Source organism: Micromonospora sp. NBC_01699 (genome assembly GCF_036250065.1).
Taxonomy (GTDB): Bacteria; Actinomycetota; Actinomycetes; order Mycobacteriales; family Micromonosporaceae; genus Micromonospora_G.
Map to the genome: position 1 here is coordinate 220,674 of NZ_CP109199.1, position 23,281 is coordinate 243,954.

Here is a 23,281-nt window from a genome sequence, read left to right on the forward strand (position 1 = left end):
GGGTCGAGCGTCGGCGGGAAGACTGTCCTGGCAGCCCGGACCGGTGAGGGCTAGCTGTTGGGGAGGCTGCTTGCTCCCATGGAGGACCGCAGTTCCGGTGTCGCCGGCTCCTCGGCCCTGGTGCGGCGCATTTTGTCGAGGTCGTGCCGCCAATAGTGCCTCAGCAGTGGGGCGTTGACGCCGATCTGCCTCGCGGCCTGCTGGATCGTCGCCCTCAGATAGGGCAGAACGATGGGAAGGCCCTCCTCGCGGGAGAACCTTTCCAGTATCTCTTTCGGCGGTTCCTCGACGCTCTCTGCAAGATGAAATCGTGCGGCCACGTCAGCCGCAAGGACCGCACTCTTGGTGCTCATCTCGATGCGACAGCGAAAAGTCAGCTCATCGTTGCGAACATACTGGGATATCTTCAGTTCGGAGGCGTTGGGGTCGATGGGCGTCTCTTCAAGGTTGAACCCATCGCGTCGCCTTGCGGATGCCTCGTAGACCCTGATGCCGGTGAGCTCGGCGAGCGAGGTCAGCTCCTCCAGGCTGGAGATCAATCTGCCGCTCACGAGGCTAGTCCGATGCGGGGTGACAGGACCGACTCCGACTCTGGTTCATCCAGGTCTTGCTCCATGCCGGCGGGAATTCTGTAGCTGGCCTGCCAGGTGGGGGTTTGCCTGGGGGATACGTCAAATGCGAAGCGCAACCGGGCGCCCACGGATCTGGCGTACCTTTGGAGGGTGGACAGATGAGGGTCTCCACCCGCTCTTTCGAATTTCGAAACGGCGGACTGGGTCGTTTCCATATCCTGCGCAAGCTCTGACTGAGTAATCCCCAATCGCTTTCGCAGTTGGACGAGGGTGTCGATCAGGCGCTCGGCATCCCGTGCGTCCATTATCGCATCCCGAACGCGAGGATCGTCCGGGTTTACGCCCAATAGATCGAATAGTTCGGTTCCCATCGTCCGGCCCTCCCTGTGCCCGATACATCATATCGCCTCGGAGCGATACTGGGGTACCTCACGGTTGCGTCGCCCTGAACTCCCGGAGCCGATCAATCGCGATGTCGATGTGCCTAGCCTCCACCTGGCGCTGCTTCTGAAAGAAATGCAACGCGAGCAGGACCAGACCGCCCTCGGTCTCGGCGTAGATCAGCCGGAGGCGTCGTCGCGCGACCGAGACGCGTACCTCCAGCACGCCGCCGCGCAGGGCCTTGACGTCGCTGGGTTGTGCTCGCCCCTCGGCGACACGGTCCATGGCCGTCTGGACCTTGGCCATCTCCGCGACCGTCAGTCCGCATCTTTCGATTTCCTTGCGGACTGGCTCGCCGCCACCGGCGGCCTCATAGAATGCCCATCGTCGTCTCACGTCGTGCGTCCAGTCGGGTGGCTTGTCGCCACCTCACGCACCGGCACGCGCCCCACCGACAGACATGACGCTCAGTTTGCGACACGAAACCTTACGCGTCCAGTCGCTGACCGTTTCTCGACCAGGTGCGGAACTGTCCACAAACCTCACCGGCCCATTCCTCCCGTACCGCAGAGGTCAGCTCACCGTCGAGCGGGTGCGTACGCCGGTGCGGTCGAGTTTGTTCCAGCGCATCGGGGCGTTCCGGGCCTCCAGCCACAGCGCTCGTACGGTCACCACGCTGCTGAAGACCGAGAAGATCGCGGCGGCGGGCAGGATGTAGAGCAGTCGCAGATCCCGCCACGCCCGGTCCAGCGCGATCGCGACCAGGGTGTGCGCCGCCGCCGCACCGAGCCCGATCCACAGCAGCAGTGCCGGTACGGTCGGCGCACTCGGCAGCCGATCCAGCACCGCCAGCAGCAGCACCAACCCGAGCGTGAACAACTGGATCGGGGGCACCGCGAGCATGGTGACGAGGTTGTAGACCAGGTATGGGCCGAGCCGGCCGTGCCGCCGGCTGCCGAGCAGGTCGCGGTGGCGTCGAGCGGTCTGCACCAGCCCACGGGTCCACCGGATTCGCTGCCGCCACAGGCCACCAACCGTCGACGGCACCTCTGCGTAGACCATCGCGCGCGGCTGGAAGTTGATCCGATACCCGGCGGCGCGTACCCGCCAGGTCAGTTCCAGGTCCTCGCCGAGGGTCCCGGTCTCGAAGCCGCCGACCTCCTCCACCACCCGGCGACGGAACGCGCCGCAGTTGCCGGAGACGATGGTCAGGCAGCCGATCTGCGCCAATCCGCGCCGGACCAGCGCGGTGGCGTGGGTGAGCAGGGCCAGCAGCCTGGTCTGCTGCCGGTCGAGGTTGACCGGCTCGTCGTTGCCGCAGACCCCGCCGACCGACGCGCTGTCGAAGCCGCGCAGCAGTTCGCCGATGGTGTCGGCGGTGAATACCCCGTCGGCGTCGACAAAACAGCAGATCTCACCCCGGGCCAGTCGTATCCCCCGGTTGAGGGCACTGGCCTTGCCGCCGTTGCGCTGGGTCAACGCCACCACGTCCGGGTGGTACGTGAACTGGCGCATCACCGCCAGCGTCCGGTCGGTCGAACCGTCGTCGACCAGGATGATCTCCTTGCGCGGGTACCGGGCCGCGATGATCGACTCGACGCAACTGGCCAGCACCCGTTCCTCGTTGTACGCCGGCACGATCACCGACACCAGCGGCAGCACACTGTCGAAGACCGGCTGCCGGCGGCGGCGTACCTCGGCGAGCACGGCCAGCGGGTAGTAGGCCAGTTCCAGCACCCCGATCAGCAGCAGTGGCACGCTGAGCAGCACGATCGCGCCGGAGAGCAGGTCGGTCACGGGGTCGCCCCGGCCCGGAATCCGGCCCCGTACCCGGCCAGCAGCGCGTCGAGCAGTTCCGGCGCATGCCCGCTGTGCGCACCGAACCGGGCGTTGACCTCCAGCACCACCGGGGTCCCGTCCCGCCGACGCCGGATGTCGAGGTCGGCCGGGCCGGTCACCCCGATCGCCCGTACCGCCGCCCGTGCCAGGTCGGCCACATCGGACGGATTGTCGCGGACCACCCGTACCGCGTTGCCGACCCGACCCTGGGCGAGCGTGGTCTTGCGGAGCACCACGACCGCCCGCACCTGACCGAGCCGGTCGACGAACAGGTCGACGGCGTACTCCGTACCCGGAATGAACTCCTGCAAGACGTCGCCCGGATCCGGCGGCGGCGTTCCGGTCCGGTCGTGCACGCGGACGCCGCGCCCGCCGCGCCCCCGACGCGGCTTGCTCAGGTACGTAGACCCCAGGTAGCCGCGCAGCGCCGGCGGGCTGAGCACACCCGGCAAAACCGAACGCGGTACGGCCACCCCGGCCGCCGCCAACACCTGCGCGGTACGCCACTTGTCGTCGGCGATCGCCACCGCCGACACCGGACTCACCAGCACCGCCGGCAAGCCGGGCCGGGCGGCGAGCGGGGCCAGCACCGGCAGTTCCTCGGTGACCGTGGGCACGATCAGATCGACGTCGTGCCGGCCCGCGATCCGCAGCAGTTCCGGCAGGAACGCCTCGTCGGTGGCGGCCGGCACCCGCTCGATCCCGTCCGCTCCGGTGCCCGGCATCAGCTCGACACCTTCCGCTCCGGCGGTCGCGTCCGTTCCCGGTGCTGCTCGTCCGGTGGTTGCCGCCGGCGCCATGTCGACGCCGATGGCCGGGACTCCCCGGACGGCGAGCGCGTTGAGCAGCGCCCGGCCGGCGGGACCGGCCGCACCGGTCACCAGCAGGCGCGGCATCAGCTCTTCCCCTCGATCAGCGGCACGGTCATCTCTGCTCCTCGATCAGCGGCACGGTCATCCGGACCGGCTCGAAACCCTCGGCGAGCGGCACCCGGGCCTGGCCGCCCCGGTACGCCGCCAGGCCGCGTACCTGCCGTTCGCCGACGTATGGCTTGGCCCGCTGGTCGTGGTGGGTGGCGACCGCGCAGACCTTCGCGTCGAGCTGGTCGGAAATGTCGACGAAGACGCTGGGCCGGAACCCGGCGGTCACCGACGGGCTCTCGTAACAGAGCACGGCCGGGTGCTGGCGGGCCGCCCGGAGGGTGGCCAGGTGCACCGCCCGGTGGTCCTGGTGCTGGTCGTTGCCGGAGTGGGTGAAGATCAGATCCGGTTGGTGGCGCCGGATGGCCCGCTCGATCGCCTCGGCCATCTCGTTCTCGTGCCGGGCGAGCCGGGTGTCGGGCAGGTCCAGCACCTCGATCCCGCTGGCGCCGAGGAACCGGCCCGCCGACTCGGCCTCGCCGGCTCGTACGTTGCCGTCGCCGCCGCGACCACCGTGGCTCATCACCATGATGTGCACCTCGTGACCGGAGTCGACCAGCCGCAGCAGCGTGCCGCCGCAGGCGAGTTCGAGGTCGTCCGGATGGGCCCCGACGGCGAGCACCCGGCGGGGCAACCGGGCCGGTGCCGGTGCGATCCGGAGCACGCCACAGAGCCCGACCAGACCACCGAGCACGGCCAGGCTGGCCACCTGCACGCCGGTGGTGGTTCCGTCCGCCGCCGGGCCCGCTCCGGACCGGCTCGCCAGGCCATAGGCGATGTTGGCGGGCACCAGCACCAGCGCGGCGCCGACCGCGAGCACCTGGAGCAGTCGGGGTCGCCGGAAGCGGCGGCGCAACGGCCGGTCGGCGCCGGCCGCGGCGGTGGCCGCCGCCAGCAACGCGACCAGGAGTGGAGCGGACAGGGAAACGGTCACGGCAACCTCGCTCGGTACGGCCGCGTCTGCACAACCCCGTACGGCGCGGCTGCCTTGTCGGTCAACGGCAGCCTGCCGCCCCAAAGTGAGCCCCTCCTGAACCCACCATGAGAGCGTCCTCACCCACCCGTCCCCGCAACCGGCGACCGCTCTTGTAGAGGAAAGAGTGGCTATCCGACCGGGGCGGGGGGTTGTGGTGGGGGAGCACACTTGTCACAGGGAGATCGGAGGCGGTCGATGCGATGGGTGTGGTTGGGCGGGCGGTTGGGCGGCGTGGGATGAGATGGTTTGCGGCTCGGTGTCCGGTCGCCTCGGAGGAGCAGCAGTGGATCGAGGACTCGCTGGACTGGTTGGTCGGCGAGTTCGGCGCGAAGGTTCTGCGCCGTTCGGTGGTGCTGCCCACCCCGGAGTTCTTTCCCGACACCTATGCCGGCACCGAGGCCGACGTCCGGCGCGTGATCGGATCGCTCTGTCGCCGGACCGGTGTCGACCCCGACCGGCTGGAGATCGAGTTCTTCGACGACGGACTCGACGCCGAACTGCTGTCCAGCCTGCCGTCGCTCGCCGGTTCCTGGTCCGGCGCGGCCGGCCACTACCAGCCGCGGGGCGACCGGGCCGTGATCTCGATCAACAGCGCCGAGACGGGCGACCTGACCTCGCTGGTCGCGACGGTCGCCCACGAACTGGGGCACGTACTGCTGCTCGGCGAACAGCGGATCGCCCCGGAGCGGCGCGACTCGGAACCGCTCACCGACCTGCTCACCGTCTTCTTCGGCTACGGGGTGTTCAGCGCCAACGCGGCGTTCGAATTCTCCAGCCACGGCAGCGGCTGGCGGGCACGACGTACCGGTTACCTGACCGAGCCGATGTTCGGTTACGCGCTGGCCGCGTACGCGTGGCTGCGAGGTGAGTCGGACCCGGCCTGGGCCCGACACCTGGACACCAACCCGCGTACCTACTTCAAGAAAGGGCTGCGCTACCTGCGGCAACGCGGCTGACACCCGCCGTTGCTACAGCGGGGCGGGCAGTGGGTCGTGGTGCAGCACGGCCAGTCGGGAGACGGCTCGGGTCAGCACCACGTAGAGCCGGTGCAGCCCGCGTGGCTCGGCGGCCACGATCTGGGCCGGCTCGACGACGATGACGTGGTCGTACTCCAGGCCCTTGACCAGGCTGGCCGGGACCACGGTGACCCTCTCCGACGCCTGCACGTCGTCGGCGGTCGAGGTGGTGATCCCGGCGTCCGCGAGGGCGCCGGCCAGCCGGTCGACCGCCGCGTCCGCGGCGATCACCGCCACCGATCCCTCGTACGCCAGCGCCGCCCGCACCTCGGCCACCGTCGCCGCATCCAGGTCGTCCACCGTACGCAGATCGAGCGCGCCGTCGCGGCGCAGTGACTCGGCCGGGGGTACGTCGACCGCGAGCGCCGGCAGGAGCCGGTTGGCGAAGGCGACCACCGCGGCGGGCACCCGGAACCCGATGGTCAACGGCACCACGGCGGCATCCGGCTTGCCGAGGTGGGCCAGCGACTCCCGCCAGTCGGTGGCGGCCCACGGCGCGGTGCCCTGGGCGAGGTCGCCGAGCAGGGTGATCGAGCCGTGTACGCTGCGCCGCGCGATGGCCCGGCACTGCATGGGGGAGAGGTCCTGCGCCTCGTCCACCACCACGTGCCCGAAGCTCGTCACCCGTTCGATCAGCCCGGCGGCCTCGTCGATCAGGACGGCGTCGGCGGTGCTCCACTTCGCCGTCCTGGCCGTCCTGGGCGGCCTGGTCCAGATCAGCGACTCCTGTTCGCTCTCGGTGAGCAGGTCGGCGGCGGCGGTGGCGAGTGCGTCCGGGTCGCTGAGCAGGTGGTGGACCAGCCCGTCCGGGGTGAGCGCCGGCCAGGCGGCGTCGAGGAACTCGGTGACCGGTGTGGCCTTGCCCATCCGGCGCAGCCAGGCGTCGTTCGGTGACTCGCCCCGGCGCGCCTCGGCCTGCCGTTGCAGCAGGCCGACAACGCGGGCCCGGACCCGTTCCCGGCCGGTGCCGTACGGCAGTCCCTCGCGGCGGGCCTCGTCGACGATCCGGCGCAACACCTCGACCCCGATGCGCCAGCGGAACGAGCCGTCGGAGACGGTGATCGGCTGCTCCGGTTCGCGGATGTGGGCGTCCACCGCGCGGCGCAGCACCTCGGCCATCCGCGGATCGTGTTTGATCGTGGCGGTGTCCGGGGCGTCGGTGCCGCGTACGGCGAGGGTTCGTGGCCGTTCGGTGCCCTCCGGTCGGACGGACGCGGCGGTGACCAGGTCCTCGACCGTGGCCTGGGCGACCTCGACCTCGCCCAGCGCGGGCAGTACGGCGGCGATGTACGACAGGAACGCCCGGTTCGGCCCGACGATCAGTACGCCGGACCGGCGCAACCGTTCCCGGTGCAGGTAGAGCAGGTACGCGGCGCGGTGCAGCCCGACGGCGGTCTTGCCGGTGCCGGGTGCCCCCTGGACGCAGATCGACGTCTCCAGGTCGGCTCGGACCAGCTCGTCCTGTTCGGGCTGGATGGTGGCGACGATGTCGCGCATCGGGCCGACGCGGGGCCGTTCGATCTCGGCGGTCAGGATCCGGGAGGCGGTGCCGAGTTCCTCGCCCCGGTCCAGGTGTTCGTCCTCGAAGCTGGTCAACACCCCGGCGCTGAAGCCGAACCGGCGGCGGACGGTGACGCCCTGCGGGTCGCGCACGCTGGCCCGGTAGAACGACCGGGAGACCGGGGCCCGCCAGTCGAGCACCATGGGTTCGCCGAGGTCGTCGGTGACGTGCCGCCGACCGATGTGGTAGTCGATCTCCGGGAAGGTGAGTCGACCGAAGAAGAGCGGGGTGGTCGGGTCGTCGGCGAGTTCGGCGACCCGCCGGGAGAGGGTCCGGCCGAGCATCTCGGCGGTGTACGAGTCACCGGCGACGTTCGCGCCGGTGCTGAAGAGTGCCTCGGCGTGCTCCCGCATCCGGTGCAGCGCGGCACGGGAGGCGTCCAGGTGGGCGCGTTCGCCGCCGAGTTCGGTGTCCAGGTCGGGTGCGGGCATGCTGACTTCCTCGGGATCATCTGCTGCTCGCTCGCGTGTCCGGGGGCGGATGGCCGGCACCCAGCGCGATAGACGTCCGCTGCGGTGCATGTTCACCGCGGCCGTCAGGCGGTCAACCACGCTACGCGCACCGGACGGACCGTTCCACCGAAATACGCCGGCGGTCTCGACCTTGCGGAACCGGTTGTGCCGGCGATCGGATTAGCGCTGGCCACGCCGGGGGCGGAATCATGGCTGCATGAGCGAGGAGCGTGCCGAGCCGCGATGGACGACGGTCAGCGACCCGAGGGTGATGCGGGCGCTCGCCCATCCGGCCCGGATAGCGATCATGGAACACCTCGGGTCCACCGGGCGGGCGGTCACCGCGACCGAGTGCGCGGAGGTGGTCGAGCTGTCGCCGAGCGCGACCAGCTACCACCTGCGTGAGCTGGCCCGGTTCGGGTTGGTGGAGCAGGCGCCGAGCCGGGGCGACGCACGCGAGCGGCTGTGGCGGGCGGTCCAGCCCTCGTTTCGGGTCGATGGCGGGCAGGGCGCCTCGCCGGACACCCGGGCGGCGGAGTGGTCGCTGGTCGAGGCGTTCGCGGCGCGGGACTTCGAGCGGCTGCGCGACTGGGTCCGCCGCTCGTACGACGAGCCGAAGCAGTGGTACGACGCGGCGATCATCAGCGGCACCGTGCTGCTGCTCACGGCGGAGGAGCTGACCCGGTTGAACGCTGCCGTACTCGAACTGGTGGAGCCGTACCGGCGGCGGAACCGGCAGACCGAGGCACCGGCGGAGGCTCGTCCGGTGGCGCTCAACTATTCGACGCTGCCCCTGGAGTGACCGGTGGCGGCCCCGCCGCTGCCGCCGGGTCGGCTGTTGCCTCTTGCCTGAGTAGATGTGAAGGATTATTTTCGAAAGATGTCCTTCGCATCTGCTCCGGTCCGTGATCCCGCCGTACCGTCGGCCGGGAGCTGGCGGGACGTGTACATCGCCGCCACCGCCAAGGGCGTCTCGATCTGCGGTGACTTCCTCGCCGCCACCACGCTCGTACTCACCCTCCAGTCCGCCGGTGCCGGCGGACTCGCCGTCGCGGCCCTGCTGCTCGCCTCGACCATGCCGCTGGTGCTGCTCGCCCCGGTCGCCGGCCGGCTTGCCGACCGGGTGGACAGCCGTACGCTGCTGGTCACCGCCGGGCTCGGCCAGGCCGCCATCTGCGTGGCGCTCGCCCTGGTCAGCCAACCGGTGGCGGTGATCGGGCTGGTCTTCCTGCTCTCCTGCGGACTGGCCGTCAGCCAACCGGTCCTGTCCGCGCTCATCCCGGCCATGGTCCGGCGCGCGGACCTGCCCCGGGCCGGCGCGATCAACCAGACCGCCGGCACGGTCGGCGCGCTGCTCGGCCCCGCCCTCGCCGGCCTGCTGGTCGGCCAGTTCGGCACCACCGTGCCGCTGCTCATCGACGCCGCCAGCTACGGCGCACTGGTGGCGGCGGGGCTGCTGCTGCGTACCCGTCGGGGTGGCCGGGCGGCGGCCGGCGCGACGGTCCCGGCGGACCGCGCCGCCGTCGAAGGCTGGTCGATCTGGCGGGACCCGCTGCTGCGGGCGATGGTCGTCTCGGTCGCCGCCGTGATCGGGGTGGTCGGTGCGATCAACGTTGTCGCGGTCTTCTTCGTACGCGAGACACTCGCCGCCTCCGAAACCATGTACGGCGTGGTCGAGGCGGCCTGGATGGTGGGTCTGCTGGCCGGTGCCTGGTTCTGCGCCCGGCTGGCCCGACGCGCCCGCGACGATGCCGCGCTGGTCGGCGGGATCCTGCTGCTGCTCGGCGCGACCTGCCTGGTCCTGCCGGTGGCGGCGGTGGTCGGCGCGGTCGGCTGGCTGATCCCGCTCTGGGTGGTCGGCGGGGCGTTCAACGGCGGCGAGAACGTCTTCGCCGGGGTGGTGGTCGGGAACAGGGTGCCGGAGGCGGTGCTCGGACGGGCCTTCGCCACCCTCGGCGGCGCGATCCAGGGGGCGAGCATGGCCGGTTACCTAGCCGGGGGCGTACTCGCCGATCGGGTGCCGATCCGGCCGCTGGTCGCCGGCCTCGGGGTGGCCGGGCTGGTGGTGGTGCTCTGGCTGGTCGTACCGGTGGTCCGGATGACCCGCCGGGAGCGGGCGCGCGCCGCCGTACCGGAGCCGGTCACGGCCGATGGACGCGGTGCGGGGTTGGCCACTTCTTCGGTGACTGGTTGAGCGGGTGTCCGAAGCGCCGGATACGGTGGAAATCATGGGTGATCTTCAGAGGCCACGGGTCGGGCACATCCAGTTTCTCAACTGCCTGCCGATCTACTGGGGGCTGATGCGGTCCGGTGCCCTGCTCGACGTCGACCTGCACAAGGACTCGCCGGAGCGGCTCAGCGCCGCCCTGGTCGCCGGCGACCTCGACATCGGCCCGATCACGCTGGTCGAATACCTGCGGCACGCCGACGAGCTGCTGCTCCTGCCGGACCTCGCGGTCGGCAGCGACGGGCCGGTGCTCTCGGTCAACGTGGTCTCCACCCGACCGCTGACCGACCTCGACGGGGCCCGGGTGGCGCTCGGGTCGACCTCGCGTACCGGGGTGCTGCTGGCCCAGATGCTGCTCGCCGACCGGTACGGCGTACGACCCGACTACTTCACCTGCCCGCCCGATCTGACCCAGATGCTGCTTGAAGCCGACGCCGGGGTGCTGATCGGCGACGTCGCGCTCCGCGCGCTGTACGAGGCGCCGGGTCGGGGGCTGGAGGTCACCGATCTCGGACAGGCGTGGCGGGACTGGACCGGTCTGCCGATGGTGTTCGCCGTCTGGGCGGTCCGGCGCGACTTCGCGGCGGCGCATCCGGGCCTGGTCAAGGACGTGCACGAGGCGTTCCTGCGGTCCCGTGACCTGTGCCTGTCGGAGCTGGACGAGGTGGCCGAGGCGGCCGCCCGGTGGGAGTCGTTCGACGCGGCGACGCTGGCCTCGTACTTCCGGGTGCTCGACTTCTCCCTCGGCGAGCGCCAGGTGGGCGGCCTGCGGGAGTTCGCCCGACGGGCGGCCGCGATCGGTGCCACCCCGCTGCTGCCGCCGACCGGACCGGCCTTCTTCGCCGGCTGAGCCGGGTCGGGCCGGCCCGTCCCGTCAGTCGGCGCGGAGCTGTTCGGCGACCTGCTGGCAGATCTTGGCGCCGTACGTGTAGCCGAGGTTGATCGGGTACTTGGTCATCACGCCCATGGTCCAGCCGTCCCCGATGGCCAGGCAGCTCACGTGGAACTCCTGCTCGGCCTGGCGGTCGACCCAACCGTTCTTGATCGCGATCGTCTTCTGTACGGCGGCCGGGAACGCCTTGCGGATGCCGAAGTCCCCGATCCCGCGCACCGCCCGCATCTCGTCCAGCAGCCACTTGGTCCAGGTGGGCCCGGCGGCCCGCCCGTCGCCGATGCAGGCGGCGAGCCGGGTGATGTCGCGCGGCGAGAGTTCGGTACGGCTCCAGCCGCCGCCGCTGGCCGCGCTGCTGTCGGTGAGCTTGCAGGTGCTGATCAGCCGCTGAATCGAGGCGGCCCGGCCGACGGTGTTGTAGAGCGACTCGGCGGCGTTGTTGTCGCTGTCCCGGATCATCACCCGGACCTGCTGGAGTTGCGCGTCGGTGGGTTTCCGGCCGGCATCGGCCGACCGGCGCAGGAAGTCCGCCCCGATCCACGACTTGATCAGCGAGGCGGTGGTGCTGGTCTCGCCCATGTTCGCCGAGCCGACGATCTCACCGGTGCGGGTGTCCTGCATCGACCAGGCCCACCAGCCCTTGGCGTTGATCGTGATGTCAGCCGCACGAACCGGCAGCGGCGGCAGTTCCGGGGTCGGGGTGGCACTGGGCGTCGACCGGTCCGACCGGCTGGCCGCCTGGTCGTCGGTGTGATCGGCGGCACTGGTGGTCCGGTCGGGCTCGCCCCACTGGGCGGCCGCGTTGGCCGCCAGCGGCGACCCCGGCAGTAGCCGGAGCGCGGCCAGCACCAGCACCAGCAGTACGCCGGTGATGATCCCGATCCGCAGCGGGGTCATCTCGGCGCCGCTGCGGGGTGCCCGTCGGCTGCCCGCCATCAGGAGGCCCCACCGCTGCTCGCGGGAGCCTTGCCGATCGGTACGGGCACCTTGAGCGCGGCGCCCGGCTGTGCGGTGACCAGTTGGGTGGTCACGCTGGAGCAGACGTCCGCGCCGTAGTCGAGCCCCTGCTTCTGCGGATACCGCAGCAGTACGGCGAGCACCCACTTGTCCGCGACGGCGAGGCAGTTCACGTGCCACAACCCGTCCGCGAAGATCATTGTCCAGCCGTTCTTGATCGCGACCGGGCCCTGGTCGGTGATCTCCGGGGGCAGGCCGTCGATGATCCCCCAGCGACCGCCGCCCCTGGTGAGCTGTTGGTCCTTGGCCGCGGTGCTGCCCTGGACCTTGGTCATCTCCTCCAGTACCCAGGTGGTCCACTTCGGGCCGGCGGCGGTGCCGTTCTTGATGCACTCGCCCATCCGGACCGCGTCCGCCGCGGAGATCTTGGTGTAGCTCCACCAGACGGTCTTGTAACCGGGCGGGATGACCGGCTGGGTGTTGGTCAGCTTGCACACGCTGATCAGGCGGTCGATCACCGGCTTGCCGCCGCCGGCCTGGAACAGGGCTTCGGCGGCGGTGTCGTCGCTGTTGATGATCGCGCTGCTGGCCTGCTTCAGCTTCGCCGCCGGCGGCTGCTTGTCACCGAGCCGGCGCAGGTAGTCCGAGACCAGCCACACCTTGATCATCGACTCGGTGCTGTTGGTCGCGGTCATGTTCGGCGCCCCGGAGATCTTGCCGGTCCCACGGTCGAGCAGCGCCCAGGAGAAGAACCCCTTGTCGATCCTCATCGAGACCGGACCGGCCGCGAGGGTTGGCGGCGGCGGGGGGGCCAGCTTGGCCGCCGCCACGCTCCCGGCCGATCCGGATCCGTCGGCGGTGGTCGAGTCGTCGCCGTCGAACCGGGCGTACGCGGCCGGCACGAGCAGGATCCCGCCGGCGACGATGGCCACGAGGGCGAGCACCATGATCAGGCGAGGGCGCATGGGTGGAAGAGCTCCAAGAAAGTCGGGGCCCGGGGGGACCGGGGCGTGCTGCGCTTGGGATGTTGATCTTCGCTCTGGGACTATGTTCGCACTGCTCGTCCCGCCGCCCGACCCGCTTCGGGGCGGCGACGCGGTCGTGAGCTGCCGGGGGAGGTGGCAGGGCCGACCGGTGAAAGCTTACGTGGCGAGGCTCGATGTGCCAGATCAGGAAGCCATCAAGTTTTCATAAAGAGAAACGAAATAAGCCCTTATGTGGCAATGCCTTCTTGGCCGAGCACGCTCTGTGATCGGGATCATTTGTCCAACCTGGAGCTGATTTGTGGCGGTATGTAGGCGTCCAACTACTCACCGTGGCCGACTCAGTTTCTTGTGACACCCCCTGGCTTAGTCAAGTCTGAGCTGTAACACTGGATGGGTGTACGGCAATGACTTCCCCGATGCGTCCGACGAGCCGACCGGCGGCCTGATCGACCAGGTTGAGGCGGCCGAGGCGGCACTGCGTGCCGCAGCCCTCCAGGCGCGCCCCGGTGCCGCCGTCGACCTGGCCGGGGCGAGCGAAAGTGATCTAGGCGACTACTTCACGGCCGTGATCGAGGCGGACCAGAAGATCGAGCCACGAGACTGGATGCCCGACTCCTACCGGAAGACCCTCATCCGGCAGATCGCCCAGCACGCCCACTCCGAGATCATCGGAATGCAGCCCGAGGGCAACTGGATCAGTCGGGCGCCATCGCTCAAGCGCAAGGCGATCCTGCTGGCCAAGGTGCAGGACGAGGCCGGGCACGGGCTCTATCTCTACGCCGCCGCCGAGACCCTCGGGATCAGCCGCGACGAACTGGTCGACATGCTGCTCGAAGGCCGGCAGAAGTACAGCTCGATCTTCAACTACCCCACCCTGACCTGGGCCGACGTGGGCGCCATCGGCTGGCTGGTCGACGGCGCGGCGATCGTCAACCAGGTGCCCCTGTGCCGCTGCTCGTACGGCCCGTACGCCCGCGCCATGATCCGGGTCTGCAAGGAGGAGTCGTTCCACCAGCGGCAGGGCTACGAAATCCTGCACACCCTGGCGCACGGCACCCCGGAGCAGCAGGCGATGGCGCAGGACGCGATCGACCGCTGGTGGTACCCGTCCCTGGCGATGTTCGGCCCGCCGGACACCGACTCGACGCACTCCGCCCAGTCGATGGCCTGGAAGATCAAGCGTTTCTCCAACGACGAGCTGCGTCAGCGTTTCGTCGACATGTGCGTACAGCAGGCCGCCATCCTCGGCCTGCGGCTACCCGACCCCGACCTGCGGTGGAACGAGCAGCGCCAGGCGCACGACTACACCCAGCCGGACTACGCGGAGCTGATGCGAGTGATCAAGGGCGACGGGCCGTGCAACCGCCAGCGGATCGACCACCGCCGCAGGGCACACGCCGACGGCGCCTGGGTACGCGAGGCCGCCACCGCGTACGCCGCCAAGCGCACCGCCGCCGCCCGCACCCTGGAGCCGGCCCAGTGAGCAACCTCGAACAGTCACCACTCTGGGAGGTGTTCGTACGGGCTCGACGCGGGCTCTCCCACACCCACGTCGGCAGCCTGCACGCGCCCGACGCACAGCTCGCCCTGCGCAACGCCCGGGACCTCTACACCCGGCGCCAGGAGGGTGTCTCCATCTGGGTGGTGCCCGCGTCCGCGATCACCGCGTCCAGCCCGGACGAGAAGGACGCCTTCTTCGACCCGGCGGCCGACAAGATCTACCGTCATCCGACCTTCTACGAGGTGCCGGACGGGGTGGCCCACCTGTGACCGTCTCCGTGGAACACCTGCTCCGGCTCGGCGACGACGCCCTCGTCGCCGCGCAGCGGCTCGGCGAGTGGGCCGCCGCCGCCCCGGAGATGGAAGAGGACGTCGCGCTGGCCAACATCGCGCTCGACCAGCTCGGCGCGGCCCGCCTGCTGCTGTCGTACGCGGGGGAGCGGGAGGGCGCCGGCCGGGACGAGGACGCGTTGGCGTACCTGCGCGACGACCGGCAGTACCGCAACTGCCTGCTGGTCGAGCTGCCCAACGGCGACTTCGGCGTGACCATGGCGAAGCTGTTCTTCCTCGCCGCGTACCAGCTTCCGCTCTACACCGCGCTGGCCGGGTGCGCCGACGAACGGCTGGCCGCCATCGCGGACAAGGCCCGCAAGGAGACGGCGTACCACCTCGACCACGGTTGGTTGTGGACGGTGCGGCTGGGCGACGGCACCGACGAGTCGCACCGGCGGATGCAGGCGGCGGTCGACCAGATCTGGCCGTACACGCACGAGCTGTTCGCGCCCGACCCGGACGCGCCGGTCGACCCGGCCACCCTGCGCCCGGCCTTCCTGTCCACGGTGGATACGGTGCTGACCGAGGCGACCCTGGTCCGCCCCGCCGACGGCTGGGCGCCGGCCGGTGGCCGGATCGGGGTGCACAGCGAGCACCTGTCCTACCTGCTGGCCGAGATGCAGGTGCTGCACCGCGCCCATCCCGGCGCGCGTTGGTGAGGCCGGGCACGATGGTGAGCCCACGGGAGGCGGTCGCCGCGGTGGTCGACCCGGAGATCCGGGTGCTGACCATCGACGAGCTGGGCATCCTGCGTGCGGTGGACCAGGACCCGGAGACCGGGCGGGTCACCGTCACCATCACCCCGACCTACACCGGCTGCCCGGCGATGGACGTGATCCGGGCCGACATCCGGGCCGCGCTGCGGGCCGCCGGCTACCCGGACGCCGAGGTGGCGACCGTGTACGCACCAGCCTGGAGCACCGACTGGGTGACCGCCGCCGGCCGGGCCAAGCTCGCCGAGGCGGGCATCGCCCCACCCGGACCCGCGGACCGGCGACCCGGCCCGGTGGCACTGCGGCTGACCGTACGCTGCCCGCTCTGCGACTCGGCCGACACCGAGCAGGTCAGCCGGTTCGGCTCCACCGCCTGCAAGGCGCTCTGGCGCTGCCGCGCCTGCCGTGAACCGTTCGACCAGATGAAGGCGTTATGAGCAGCGTGACGATCACCCGACCGGTCCGCCGCCGGCCGGTCTTCCACCCGTTGCCGGTGCTCGCGGTGGACCGGCTCACCGACGACGCGGTGGCGGTCACCTTCGCCGTACCGGCCGAGCTGCGCGAGACCTTCGCCTTCCGGGCCGGTCAGCACCTCACCGTGCGCCGAACCGACGAGCCGACCGGGGCGGAGGTGCGCCGGTCGTACTCGATCTGCTCGACCCCGGCGGAGCTGGCCGACCACGGTCGGCTGCGGATCGGGGTCCGGGAGATCCCCGGTGGCGCGTTCTCCGCCTTTGCCGGCCGGGTGCTGCGGGCCGGCGACGTGGTCGAGGTGATGCCGCCGCTGGGCCAGTTCAGCACCGGCTTCCGGCCGGACCGGACCCGGCACTACGGCGCGGTGGTCGCCGGCTCCGGCGTCACACCGGTGCTCGCGCTGGTCGCAACCGCCCTGGCCGTCGAACCGGCCAGCACCTTCACCCTGGTGTACGGCAACCGCAACGCCCGCAGCGTGATGTTCACCGAGGAACTCGCCGACCTGAAGGACCGCTACCCGGCCCGGCTGCACCTGATCCACGTGCTGTCCCGCGAGCCGGGCGAGTCGGCCCTGCTCTCCGGCCGGGTGGACGCCGACCGGCTGACCCGCCTGCTGGAGCACCTGGTGCCGGCCGAGCGGATCGACGAGTGGTTCCTCTGCGGCCCGTACGGAATGGTCACCGACGCCCGTACGGTGCTCGCCGGGCGCGGCGTGCCCGACGACGCCGTACACACGGAGTTGTTCCACGTCGACGAGCCGCCAGCGGCGCCGGTCCGGCCGACCACGGCGGACACCGCCGGCACCGACGTCACCATCGTGCTCGACGGTCGGGCGTCGTCGTTCCGGATGGGCCGCACCGAGCGGGTGCTCGACGCGGCCCTGAAGGTGCGCGGCGAACTGCCGTACGCGTGCAAGGGCGGGGTCTGCTCGACCTGCCGGGCGAAGGTGGTCACCGGCGAGGTGTCGATGGCCCGCAACTACGCCCTGGAGCCGGACGAGTTGGCCGCCGGTTACGTGCTCACCTGCCAGTCCAGCCCGCTCGGCGACCGCCTGGTGGTCGACTACGACGCCTGACCGGCAGGTGGCCGCCGGTGTGATCCGGGCCGGTCGACGGGCACCATCCGGCGGTGCCCCGGCCCGGCCACGTACGCTCGGAGCTGTGACTGGGAGCAGCGAGATCGACAACATTCTCCAGCGCGGTGCCGACGGTGGGCGGATCACGCCCGAGGAGGCGCTGCTGCTCTACACCGAGGCGCCGTTCCATGCCCTCGGTGAGGCCGCCGACGCCGTACGCCGCCGTCGGTACCCGGACAACATCGTCACGTACCTGATCGATCGCAACATCAACTACACCAACGTCTGCGTGACCGCGTGCAAGTTCTGCGCGTTCTACCGGGCGCCGAAGCACGCCGAGGGCTGGACCCACCCGACCGAGGAGATCCTGCGCCGGTGCGGCGAGGCGGTCGAGCTGGGCGCGACCCAGGTGATGCTCCAGGGCGGCCACCACCCCGACTACGGGGTGGAGTACTACGAGGAACTCTTCTCCTCGGTCAAGGCGGCCTACCCGCAGCTCGTGATCCACTCGATCGGGCCGAGTGAGATCCTGCACATGGCGAAGGTGTCCGACGTCTCGCTCGACGAGGCGATCCGCCGGATCAAGGTGGCCGGGCTGGACTCCATCGCCGGCGCCGGCGCCGAGATGCTGCCGGACCGCCCGCGCAAGGCGATCGCCCCGCTCAAGGAGTCCGGGCAGCGCTGGCTTGAGGTGATGGAACTCGCCCACCGCCAGGGGATCGAGTCGACCGCGACGATGATGATGGGCACCGGCGAGACCAACGCCGAGCGGATCGAGCACATGCGGATGATCCGCGACGTGCAGGACCGTACCGGCGGGTTCCGGTCGTTCATCCCGTGGACGTACCAGCCGGAGAACAACCACCTCAAGGGGCGGACCCAGGCCACGACCCTGGAGTACCTGCGGCTGATCGCGGTGGCCCGGCTGTTCTTCGAGACCGTGCCGCACCTTCAGGCGTCCTGGCTGACCACGGGCAAGGAGGCGGGTCAGCTCGCCCTGCACATGGGCGTGGACGACCTGGGCTCGATCATGCTGGAGGAGAACGTCATCTCCTCCGCCGGTGCCCGGCACCGGTCCAACCTCCGGGACCTGATCTGGATGATCCGCTCCGCCGGTCGCATCCCGGCCCAGCGGGACACCCTCTACCGGCATCTGGCGGTGCACCGTACGCCGGCCGAGGACCCGCAGGACGACCGCGTGGTGTCGCACTTCTCCTCGATCGCGCTGCCCGGCGGCGGCGCCGGCAAGCTACTGCCGTTGGTCGAGGCGAAGTAGCCGGACGGTTGGCCGGACCGCACCGGTCGGGTGGACTCTCGTCCGCCAAGGGCGATCAATCGGGACAATCCTGAACCCGCTGCGCCGCAGGTCATAACGGATGTATCACTGGGGTAGCGGGGGGTCGGCGGAGATCGCTAACGTCCGTTGTAGCGCCCGCGCCCACGGGACGACATCTCCGACCTCCTGCCCTCCGCCGCGATCGTGTCGACCGCGACGGTGGCTGACGTCGTACTCCATCGGCCCAGCGGGGCCGTCCACATAACGCACGGCGGCGCGGGCGGGGTGCTGAGCACCCCGCCCGTACCGTATCCCCGCCAAATTTGCGGTTTTCCCAGGTGAAACGCGATTGGTCAGGCGCGTCGCGTCGGGTATTTGACTACAGTACGCAGTCATGCGAACACGCCTCTTCCTGGCCGCTCCGGCCTGCGCGGCCCTGCTCCTCGTGGCCGGGCTGGCCGTCGCCGCCCCCGTGTTCGCCGCGCCGGTGCTCGCGGCGCCCGGGTTCGCCGCGCCCGTGCTTTCGGTGCCCGTGCTTTCGGTGCCCGTGTTCGTCGCGCCCGTGTTCGTCGCGCTACCGGCATCGGACGACGCCGACCTGACGATCTCCCTCGACGGGACCACGTTGACCAACCGGACCCCGCGGCAGGTCGCCACCGCGACCGTGACCAACCGGGGCACCGGCACCGCGCGGGGTGTCCGCCTCCACTACACCGGTCGGGTCGACAGCGAGGTCGTCAACCCGCGCAGTCTCGCCTTCTGCCCGCCGCCGGCCACCAGCCCGACATCGGGTCCACCCACCTCGGCGCCGTCACTGGAGGTCACGGTCGCCGGCGAGTGCGTCCTGCCGGACCTCGCCCCCGGCCAGTCGACCCGATTGCACAGCACCCTCGTCCGGTCGGCGCACGGCCTCGGCCCGGTCGGCGAGCTGACCGTACGGGTCTCGCATGGCGGTAGCGACCCGGTGCCGGTGAACAACTCGACGACCGCACCGATCAGTTTTCCCGAGAGAGTTCCGGACCTCTACGCCCGAGCCTGGGACGGGCCGGCGGACCTTACCGGTGCGATCACCCCGGCGCTGCCCGGCAACGAGGCCGACCTGCGGTTCGAGATCGGCAACCACGGGACCGAGCCGGTCAGCGGAATGGTGGTCACCGTCGGGCTGCCGGCACACGTCACGTTCGCCGGGGATCGGTCCGGGTGCACGTACGACACCGGGCGGCGCAACGCCACGTGTGCGTACCCCGAGCTGTCCTTGATCGGCGCGCGGGCGGACCGCGACCCGCACGACCGGAACTACTCCGCGCTGCGCTTCCGTCATCCGGTACGGGTGGACCGGGCCGCGCCCGCCCCGGCCCGGCTGCCCGGTGGCCGGCTCGACGTCGAACCGCTGCTGGCCGGGCAACTGCCACCCACAGCGGACCTGCCCGACGACATCACCGGTCTGGCCGCCACCCGCCTGGACGGCACCGACGACTCCGACCATTTCACCGTCGCCACCGCCGCCCGGCCCGGCACCGGCGCCGGCCTCCCCGAAACCGGCCCACCCGCCACCCTCCTGGGCACCCTGGGCCTGAGCACCCTAACCACCGGCAGCGCCCTCCTCCTCCTAACCCGCCGCCGCCCCCGAAGATCCGCACTCATGTAGAGAAAGAGTGGCTTCTCCGTCGCGGATAGCCACTCTTTCTCTGTAGGAGGCGCGGCCCCGGTGGGGGTGGATGGGGAGGGGTGGGGGTGGGTGGCAGAGTGGTACGGCGTGACCGGTACCCCGCACGGACAGCGCGCCAGCCTGGACAAGCAGCCGCACGAGGTGGCGGCGATGTTCGACGGCGTAGCGTCCCGGTATGACCTGACCAACACCATCGTCTCGTTCGGGCAGGACCGGGGATGGCGCCGGGCCACCCGCGCCGCCCTCGGGTTGCGCTCCGGTGAGCGGGTGCTCGACGTGGGCGCCGGCACCGGTGTCTCCACCGAGGAACTGGCCCACTCCGGCGCGTACGCGGTGGGACTCGACCTCTCGATCGGGATGTTGCAGGCCGGCCGGCGGACCCGCCCGTACGTGCCGTTGCTCGCCGGTGACGCGTTGCGGCTGCCGTTCCCGGATCGTTCCTTCGACGCGGTGACGATCTCGCTGGCGCTGCGCAACGTGGTCGACACCGAGGCGGCACTGCGCGAGATGGCCCGGGTGACCCGTCCGGGTGGCCGGCTGGTGGTCTGCGAGTTCAGTACGCCGACCAATCCGATCTTCCGTACCGTCTATCTGTCGTACCTGATGCGGTCCCTGCCGGCGGTGGCGCGGACGGTGTCGAGCAACCCGGATGCATACGTCTACCTGGCCGAGTCGATCCGGGCCTGGCCGGACCAGGCCGGGCTGGCCGGGCGGATCGCCGCCTCGGGTTGGGGTCGGGTGGGCTGGCGCAACCTGACCGGCGGCATCGTGGCCCTGCACCGCGCCGTCCGGGAATAGCCGGTCGGACGTCCCGACCGGCGCGGGGCGTGGTTCCCGAGCGGGGCGTGGTTCCCGAGCGGGGCGTGGTTCCCGAGCGGCGGGGGCGTGCGGTCCGAGCGGCGGGGGCGTGCGGTCCGAGCGGCGGGCGGCGCGAGCGCACGTGGGTAACTTTTCGCGTTTCGTCCTTTTCTGGGTATATTGCGCAGTACGCTGCCCGCATGGCGGGGGCATATCGGCAGCCGGACGACGACGACTGGTCGGCGGCGGCGGCGGAGCACGGAGCGCCGGCCGACACGGACGCGGCCGAGCTGATCGCGCAGCTCCGGCAGTTGGCGGCCGACGCCGACCCGGCCGGTGTGCGGCAGGTGGTCGCCGAGGTGCTGTCCGCGCTGGACCGGGCGGCCGGTGGCGCGTTGCGCGAGCAGTTGCCGCACGGCCTGCCGAGTGCTGCCGATCCGGACCTTCCGGGCGCTGCCGATCCGGACCTTCCGGGCGCTGCCGATCCTGATCGGGCGGGCGCTGCCGATTCCGGCCGGTCGGGCGACCGGCACGACGGGGCGGAGGACGCCGGGGTCGAGGCGGCCGGGCGGGCGGAGCCACCGGTCGATCTTCCGGACGGGTACGAGAACGCGCCGGTCGATCTGCCGGCCGGTGACGAGCAGGCGGAGTCGAATCCGTCGACGGGCGCGGATGGCCCGCCGGCCAACCGGTTGACGAGGGAGGACGAGCCCCCGGTGACACTGTCCGATCTGGAGGCGGCGGGGTCGGAGGAACGGCCCACCGGATCGGGCTGACCCGACCGGTCCGCCTCGGCGGGGGGCTCACCGCGCCTACCTCGGTAACTTAGGTTCACCTAACCCGCTGGCACCCTTAACGCGGTCTTAGACTCCTCCCGAACTAGCTTGTGAAGCATTTCACGAGCCCTCGGGAAGGAGGCGCTGATGGCCACGGTCGAGTACGACGCGGACGTCATCGTCGTCGGCGCCGGACCGGGCGGTTCCACCACCGCTTACCACCTGGCCCGGCACGGGCTGCGGGTGCTGCTGCTGGAGAAGACCGAGTTCCCGCGCGAGAAGGTGTGCGGCGACGGACTCACTCCGCGCGCGGTCAAGCAGCTGATCAGGCTCGGCATCGACACCTCGGCCGAGGCCGGCTGGCTGCACAACCGCGGCCTGCGGGTGATCGGCGGCGGGATGCGGCTGGAGCTCGACTGGCCCGAGCTGGCCAGCTTCCCCAACTACGGCCTGGTCCGGACCCGGCTGGACTTCGACGACCTGCTCGCGAAGCAGGCGGTGGGTGCCGGCGCCGAGCTGCGTACCGGCGTCAACGTCACCGCTCCGGTGCTGGACGCGACCGGCCGGGCGATCGGGGTCATCGGCGAGGCGGGACCGGGCAAGGAACCGGTGACCTTCCACGCGCCCCTGGTGGTGGCCGGCGACGGCGTCTCCGGCCGGCTGCCGCTCGCCATGGGGCTGGCCAAGCGGGAGGACCGCCCGATCGGAGTGGCGGTACGCCGCTACTACAAGTCACCGGCCAAGCACGATGACAACTACCTCGAATCGTGGCTGGAGCTGCGCAGCCGGGACTCCGGCGACAACCTGCTCCCCGGCTACGGCTGGATCTTCGGCATGGGCGACGGCCGGGTCAACGTCGGTCTCGGCGTACTGAACTCGTCGGCGGCGTTCGGCAAGACCAACTACCGCCGGATGCTCACCGACTGGCTGGCCAACACCCCGCCGGAGTGGGGGATGACCGACGAGACCAACGCGGAGGGGCCGATCCTCGGCGCCGCGCTGCCGATGGGCTTCAATCGGGTGCCGCACTACACCCGGGGAGTGCTGCTGGTCGGCGACTCCGGGGGCATGGTCAACCCGTTCAACGGCGAGGGCATCGCGTACGCGATGGAGTCCGGCGAACTCGCCGCCGAGATCATCGTGCAGGCGCTGGCCCGCGCCGAGGGCCCGGACCGGGAGCGGGCACTGGCCGGCTACCCGGCCGAGCTGAAGGCCCGCTACGGCGGTTACTACCGGCTCGGCGGGATCTTCGTGAAGCTCATCGGCAATCCGCAGATCATGCGAATCGCCACCAAACACGGCATGCCGCACCCGACCCTGATGCGGTTCGTGCTGAAACTGCTGGCCAACCTGACCGACCCGCGCGGCGGGGACGCGATGGACCGGGTGATCAACGCGATGACCAAGGTGGCACCGGCGGTGTGAGCAGCGGCCCCCCGGGCGAAGGCGCCCGGAGGACTGTGAATAGTGTGAATTTCGTTAACCGAGGGCAGGGAAGGACGAGCAGGAGAAGAGATGTCGCTCTCGCCTTACGTACCCATCATCGGGCTCATGGCCCTCGCCGCGGCGTTCGCGCTGTTCTCCGTCGGCGCCGCGCGGTTCGCCGGTCCGCTGCGTTACAACAAGGCCAAGCTCGAAGCGTACGAGTGCGGCATCGAGCCGAGCCCACAGCCTCCGGGCGGTGGTCGGTTCCCGATCAAGTTCTACCTGACCGCGATGCTCTTCATCATCTTCGATATCGAGATCATCTTCCTCTTCCCGTGGGCGGTCGTGTTCGACTCGCTGCCCATCTTCGGCTTCGTGGAGATGGTGCTGTTCATCGTCGCGGTCTTCGTCGCGTACGCCTATGTCTGGCGGCGCGGCGGCCTGGACTGGGACTGAGGGAGGA

At 70.7% G+C, this 23,281-nt stretch carries 24 protein-coding genes; 15 read left to right on the forward strand and 9 right to left on the reverse strand.

The window, feature by feature from the left end; translation table 11 throughout:
• Nucleotides 1–50: 50 nt before the first annotated feature.
• The 6 genes from OG792_RS01020 to OG792_RS01040 form a co-directional block, all read right to left on the reverse strand.
• Nucleotides 51–551: a hypothetical protein gene (locus tag OG792_RS01020; RefSeq protein ID WP_329106450.1), complete on the reverse strand. Its 501-nt coding sequence runs from the start codon at nucleotides 549–551 to the stop codon at nucleotides 51–53.
• The gene (locus OG792_RS34590; protein WP_442932355.1) at nucleotides 548–943 is read right to left on the reverse strand and encodes a helix-turn-helix domain-containing protein; all 396 of its coding nucleotides are present in this window, start codon (nucleotides 941–943) and stop codon (nucleotides 548–550) included. The genes OG792_RS01020 and OG792_RS34590 overlap by 4 nt, the downstream gene beginning before the upstream one ends.
• Before the next feature lie 58 nt (nucleotides 944–1,001).
• Nucleotides 1,002–1,259, reverse strand: a complete 258-nt coding sequence (locus OG792_RS01025) for a type II toxin-antitoxin system RelE/ParE family toxin (RefSeq protein WP_329106452.1) — start codon at nucleotides 1,257–1,259, stop codon at nucleotides 1,002–1,004.
• Between the two features lie 267 nt (nucleotides 1,260–1,526).
• Nucleotides 1,527–2,750 carry a glycosyltransferase gene (locus OG792_RS01030; RefSeq protein WP_329106454.1) on the reverse strand — a complete coding sequence of 408 codons (1,224 nt, stop codon included), beginning with the start codon at nucleotides 2,748–2,750 and terminating at the stop codon, nucleotides 1,527–1,529.
• A complete protein-coding gene (locus OG792_RS01035; RefSeq protein WP_329106456.1) occupies nucleotides 2,747–3,688 on the reverse strand; it encodes an ATP-grasp domain-containing protein in 942 nt (313 codons plus the stop codon). Before OG792_RS01035 ends, OG792_RS01030 begins: the two co-directional genes overlap by 4 nt.
• Nucleotides 3,689–3,716: 28 nt before the next feature.
• Nucleotides 3,717–4,646, reverse strand: a complete 930-nt coding sequence (locus OG792_RS01040) for a PIG-L deacetylase family protein (protein ID WP_329106458.1) — start codon at nucleotides 4,644–4,646, stop codon at nucleotides 3,717–3,719.
• Nucleotides 4,647–4,924: 278 nt separating this feature from the next.
• Here OG792_RS01040 and OG792_RS01045 point away from each other — a divergent pair, with 278 nt between their 5' ends.
• The gene (locus tag OG792_RS01045; RefSeq protein WP_329106459.1) at nucleotides 4,925–5,644 is read left to right on the forward strand and encodes a hypothetical protein; all 720 of its coding nucleotides are present in this window, start codon (nucleotides 4,925–4,927) and stop codon (nucleotides 5,642–5,644) included.
• A 12-nt stretch (nucleotides 5,645–5,656) separates the two neighbouring features.
• Here the strand turns inward: OG792_RS01045 and OG792_RS01050 are convergent, their stop codons facing one another.
• A complete protein-coding gene (locus tag OG792_RS01050) occupies nucleotides 5,657–7,696 on the reverse strand; it encodes a HelD family protein (protein WP_329106461.1) in 2,040 nt (679 codons plus the stop codon).
• A 238-nt stretch (nucleotides 7,697–7,934) separates the two neighbouring features.
• On the opposite strand from OG792_RS01050, the gene OG792_RS01055 reads away from it, so the two are divergent.
• The 3 genes from OG792_RS01055 to OG792_RS01065 all read left to right on the forward strand — a co-directional run bounded on the left by OG792_RS01055 (nucleotide 7,935) and on the right by OG792_RS01065 (nucleotide 10,794).
• Nucleotides 7,935–8,519, forward strand: coding sequence for an ArsR/SmtB family transcription factor (locus OG792_RS01055; protein WP_329106462.1), 585 nt, complete (start codon nucleotides 7,935–7,937; stop codon nucleotides 8,517–8,519).
• A gap of 78 nt (nucleotides 8,520–8,597) precedes the next feature.
• Nucleotides 8,598–9,911 (forward strand): MFS transporter, encoded by a 1,314-nt coding sequence (locus OG792_RS01060; protein ID WP_329106464.1) that lies wholly within the window; start codon nucleotides 8,598–8,600, stop codon nucleotides 9,909–9,911.
• Between the two features lie 34 nt (nucleotides 9,912–9,945).
• On the forward strand, nucleotides 9,946–10,794 hold the full coding sequence (locus OG792_RS01065; protein ID WP_442932356.1) for a menaquinone biosynthetic enzyme MqnA/MqnD family protein: 849 nt from the start codon (nucleotides 9,946–9,948) through the stop codon (nucleotides 10,792–10,794).
• A 24-nt stretch (nucleotides 10,795–10,818) separates the two neighbouring features.
• Here OG792_RS01065 and OG792_RS01070 read toward each other — a convergent pair whose 3' ends face one another.
• Together OG792_RS01070 and OG792_RS01075 are read right to left on the reverse strand one after the other, a co-directional pair.
• Nucleotides 10,819–11,772, reverse strand: a complete 954-nt coding sequence (locus tag OG792_RS01070; protein WP_329106467.1) for a serine hydrolase — start codon at nucleotides 11,770–11,772, stop codon at nucleotides 10,819–10,821.
• Nucleotides 11,772–12,758 carry a hypothetical protein gene (locus tag OG792_RS01075; protein WP_329106469.1) on the reverse strand — a complete coding sequence of 329 codons (987 nt, stop codon included), beginning with the start codon at nucleotides 12,756–12,758 and terminating at the stop codon, nucleotides 11,772–11,774. Before OG792_RS01075 ends, OG792_RS01070 begins: the two co-directional genes overlap by 1 nt.
• Nucleotides 12,759–13,173: 415 nt before the next feature.
• On the opposite strand from OG792_RS01075, the gene paaA reads away from it, so the two are divergent.
• From paaA to OG792_RS01130, 11 genes are all read left to right on the forward strand, one after another.
• Nucleotides 13,174–14,262, forward strand: coding sequence for a 1,2-phenylacetyl-CoA epoxidase subunit PaaA (gene paaA, locus OG792_RS01080; protein ID WP_329106471.1), 1,089 nt, complete (start codon nucleotides 13,174–13,176; stop codon nucleotides 14,260–14,262).
• Entirely contained in the window at nucleotides 14,259–14,549 is a 291-nt protein-coding gene (gene paaB, locus OG792_RS01085) for a 1,2-phenylacetyl-CoA epoxidase subunit PaaB (RefSeq protein ID WP_329106473.1), read from the forward strand. Before paaA ends, paaB begins: the two co-directional genes overlap by 4 nt.
• Nucleotides 14,546–15,271, forward strand: coding sequence for a 1,2-phenylacetyl-CoA epoxidase subunit PaaC (gene paaC, locus OG792_RS01090; protein WP_329106475.1), 726 nt, complete (start codon nucleotides 14,546–14,548; stop codon nucleotides 15,269–15,271). The genes paaB and paaC overlap by 4 nt, the downstream gene beginning before the upstream one ends.
• Nucleotides 15,272–15,282: 11 nt before the next feature.
• Entirely contained in the window at nucleotides 15,283–15,762 is a 480-nt protein-coding gene (gene paaD, locus OG792_RS01095) for a 1,2-phenylacetyl-CoA epoxidase subunit PaaD (protein WP_329106477.1), read from the forward strand.
• Nucleotides 15,759–16,874, forward strand: a complete 1,116-nt coding sequence (gene paaE / locus OG792_RS01100) for a 1,2-phenylacetyl-CoA epoxidase subunit PaaE (RefSeq protein ID WP_329106479.1) — start codon at nucleotides 15,759–15,761, stop codon at nucleotides 16,872–16,874. Before paaD ends, paaE begins: the two co-directional genes overlap by 4 nt.
• Before the next feature lie 85 nt (nucleotides 16,875–16,959).
• Nucleotides 16,960–18,150, forward strand: a complete 1,191-nt coding sequence (gene mqnC, locus OG792_RS01105; RefSeq protein ID WP_329106481.1) for a cyclic dehypoxanthinyl futalosine synthase — start codon at nucleotides 16,960–16,962, stop codon at nucleotides 18,148–18,150.
• A 394-nt stretch (nucleotides 18,151–18,544) separates the two neighbouring features.
• Nucleotides 18,545–19,798 carry a hypothetical protein gene (locus OG792_RS01110; protein ID WP_329106483.1) on the forward strand — a complete coding sequence of 418 codons (1,254 nt, stop codon included), beginning with the start codon at nucleotides 18,545–18,547 and terminating at the stop codon, nucleotides 19,796–19,798.
• Nucleotides 19,799–19,906: 108 nt separating this feature from the next.
• Complete coding sequence (locus OG792_RS01115; RefSeq protein ID WP_329111036.1) at nucleotides 19,907–20,617, forward strand: demethylmenaquinone methyltransferase; 711 nt, start codon at nucleotides 19,907–19,909, stop codon at nucleotides 20,615–20,617.
• Nucleotides 20,618–20,817: 200 nt separating this feature from the next.
• Nucleotides 20,818–21,393: a hypothetical protein gene (locus tag OG792_RS01120; RefSeq protein ID WP_329106485.1), complete on the forward strand. Its 576-nt coding sequence runs from the start codon at nucleotides 20,818–20,820 to the stop codon at nucleotides 21,391–21,393.
• 117 nt (nucleotides 21,394–21,510) lie between these two features.
• Nucleotides 21,511–22,818: a geranylgeranyl reductase family protein gene (locus tag OG792_RS01125; protein WP_329111038.1), complete on the forward strand. Its 1,308-nt coding sequence runs from the start codon at nucleotides 21,511–21,513 to the stop codon at nucleotides 22,816–22,818.
• 90 nt (nucleotides 22,819–22,908) lie between these two features.
• A complete protein-coding gene (locus tag OG792_RS01130; RefSeq protein WP_326561449.1) occupies nucleotides 22,909–23,274 on the forward strand; it encodes an NADH-quinone oxidoreductase subunit A in 366 nt (121 codons plus the stop codon).
• Nucleotides 23,275–23,281 lie beyond the last annotated feature (7 nt).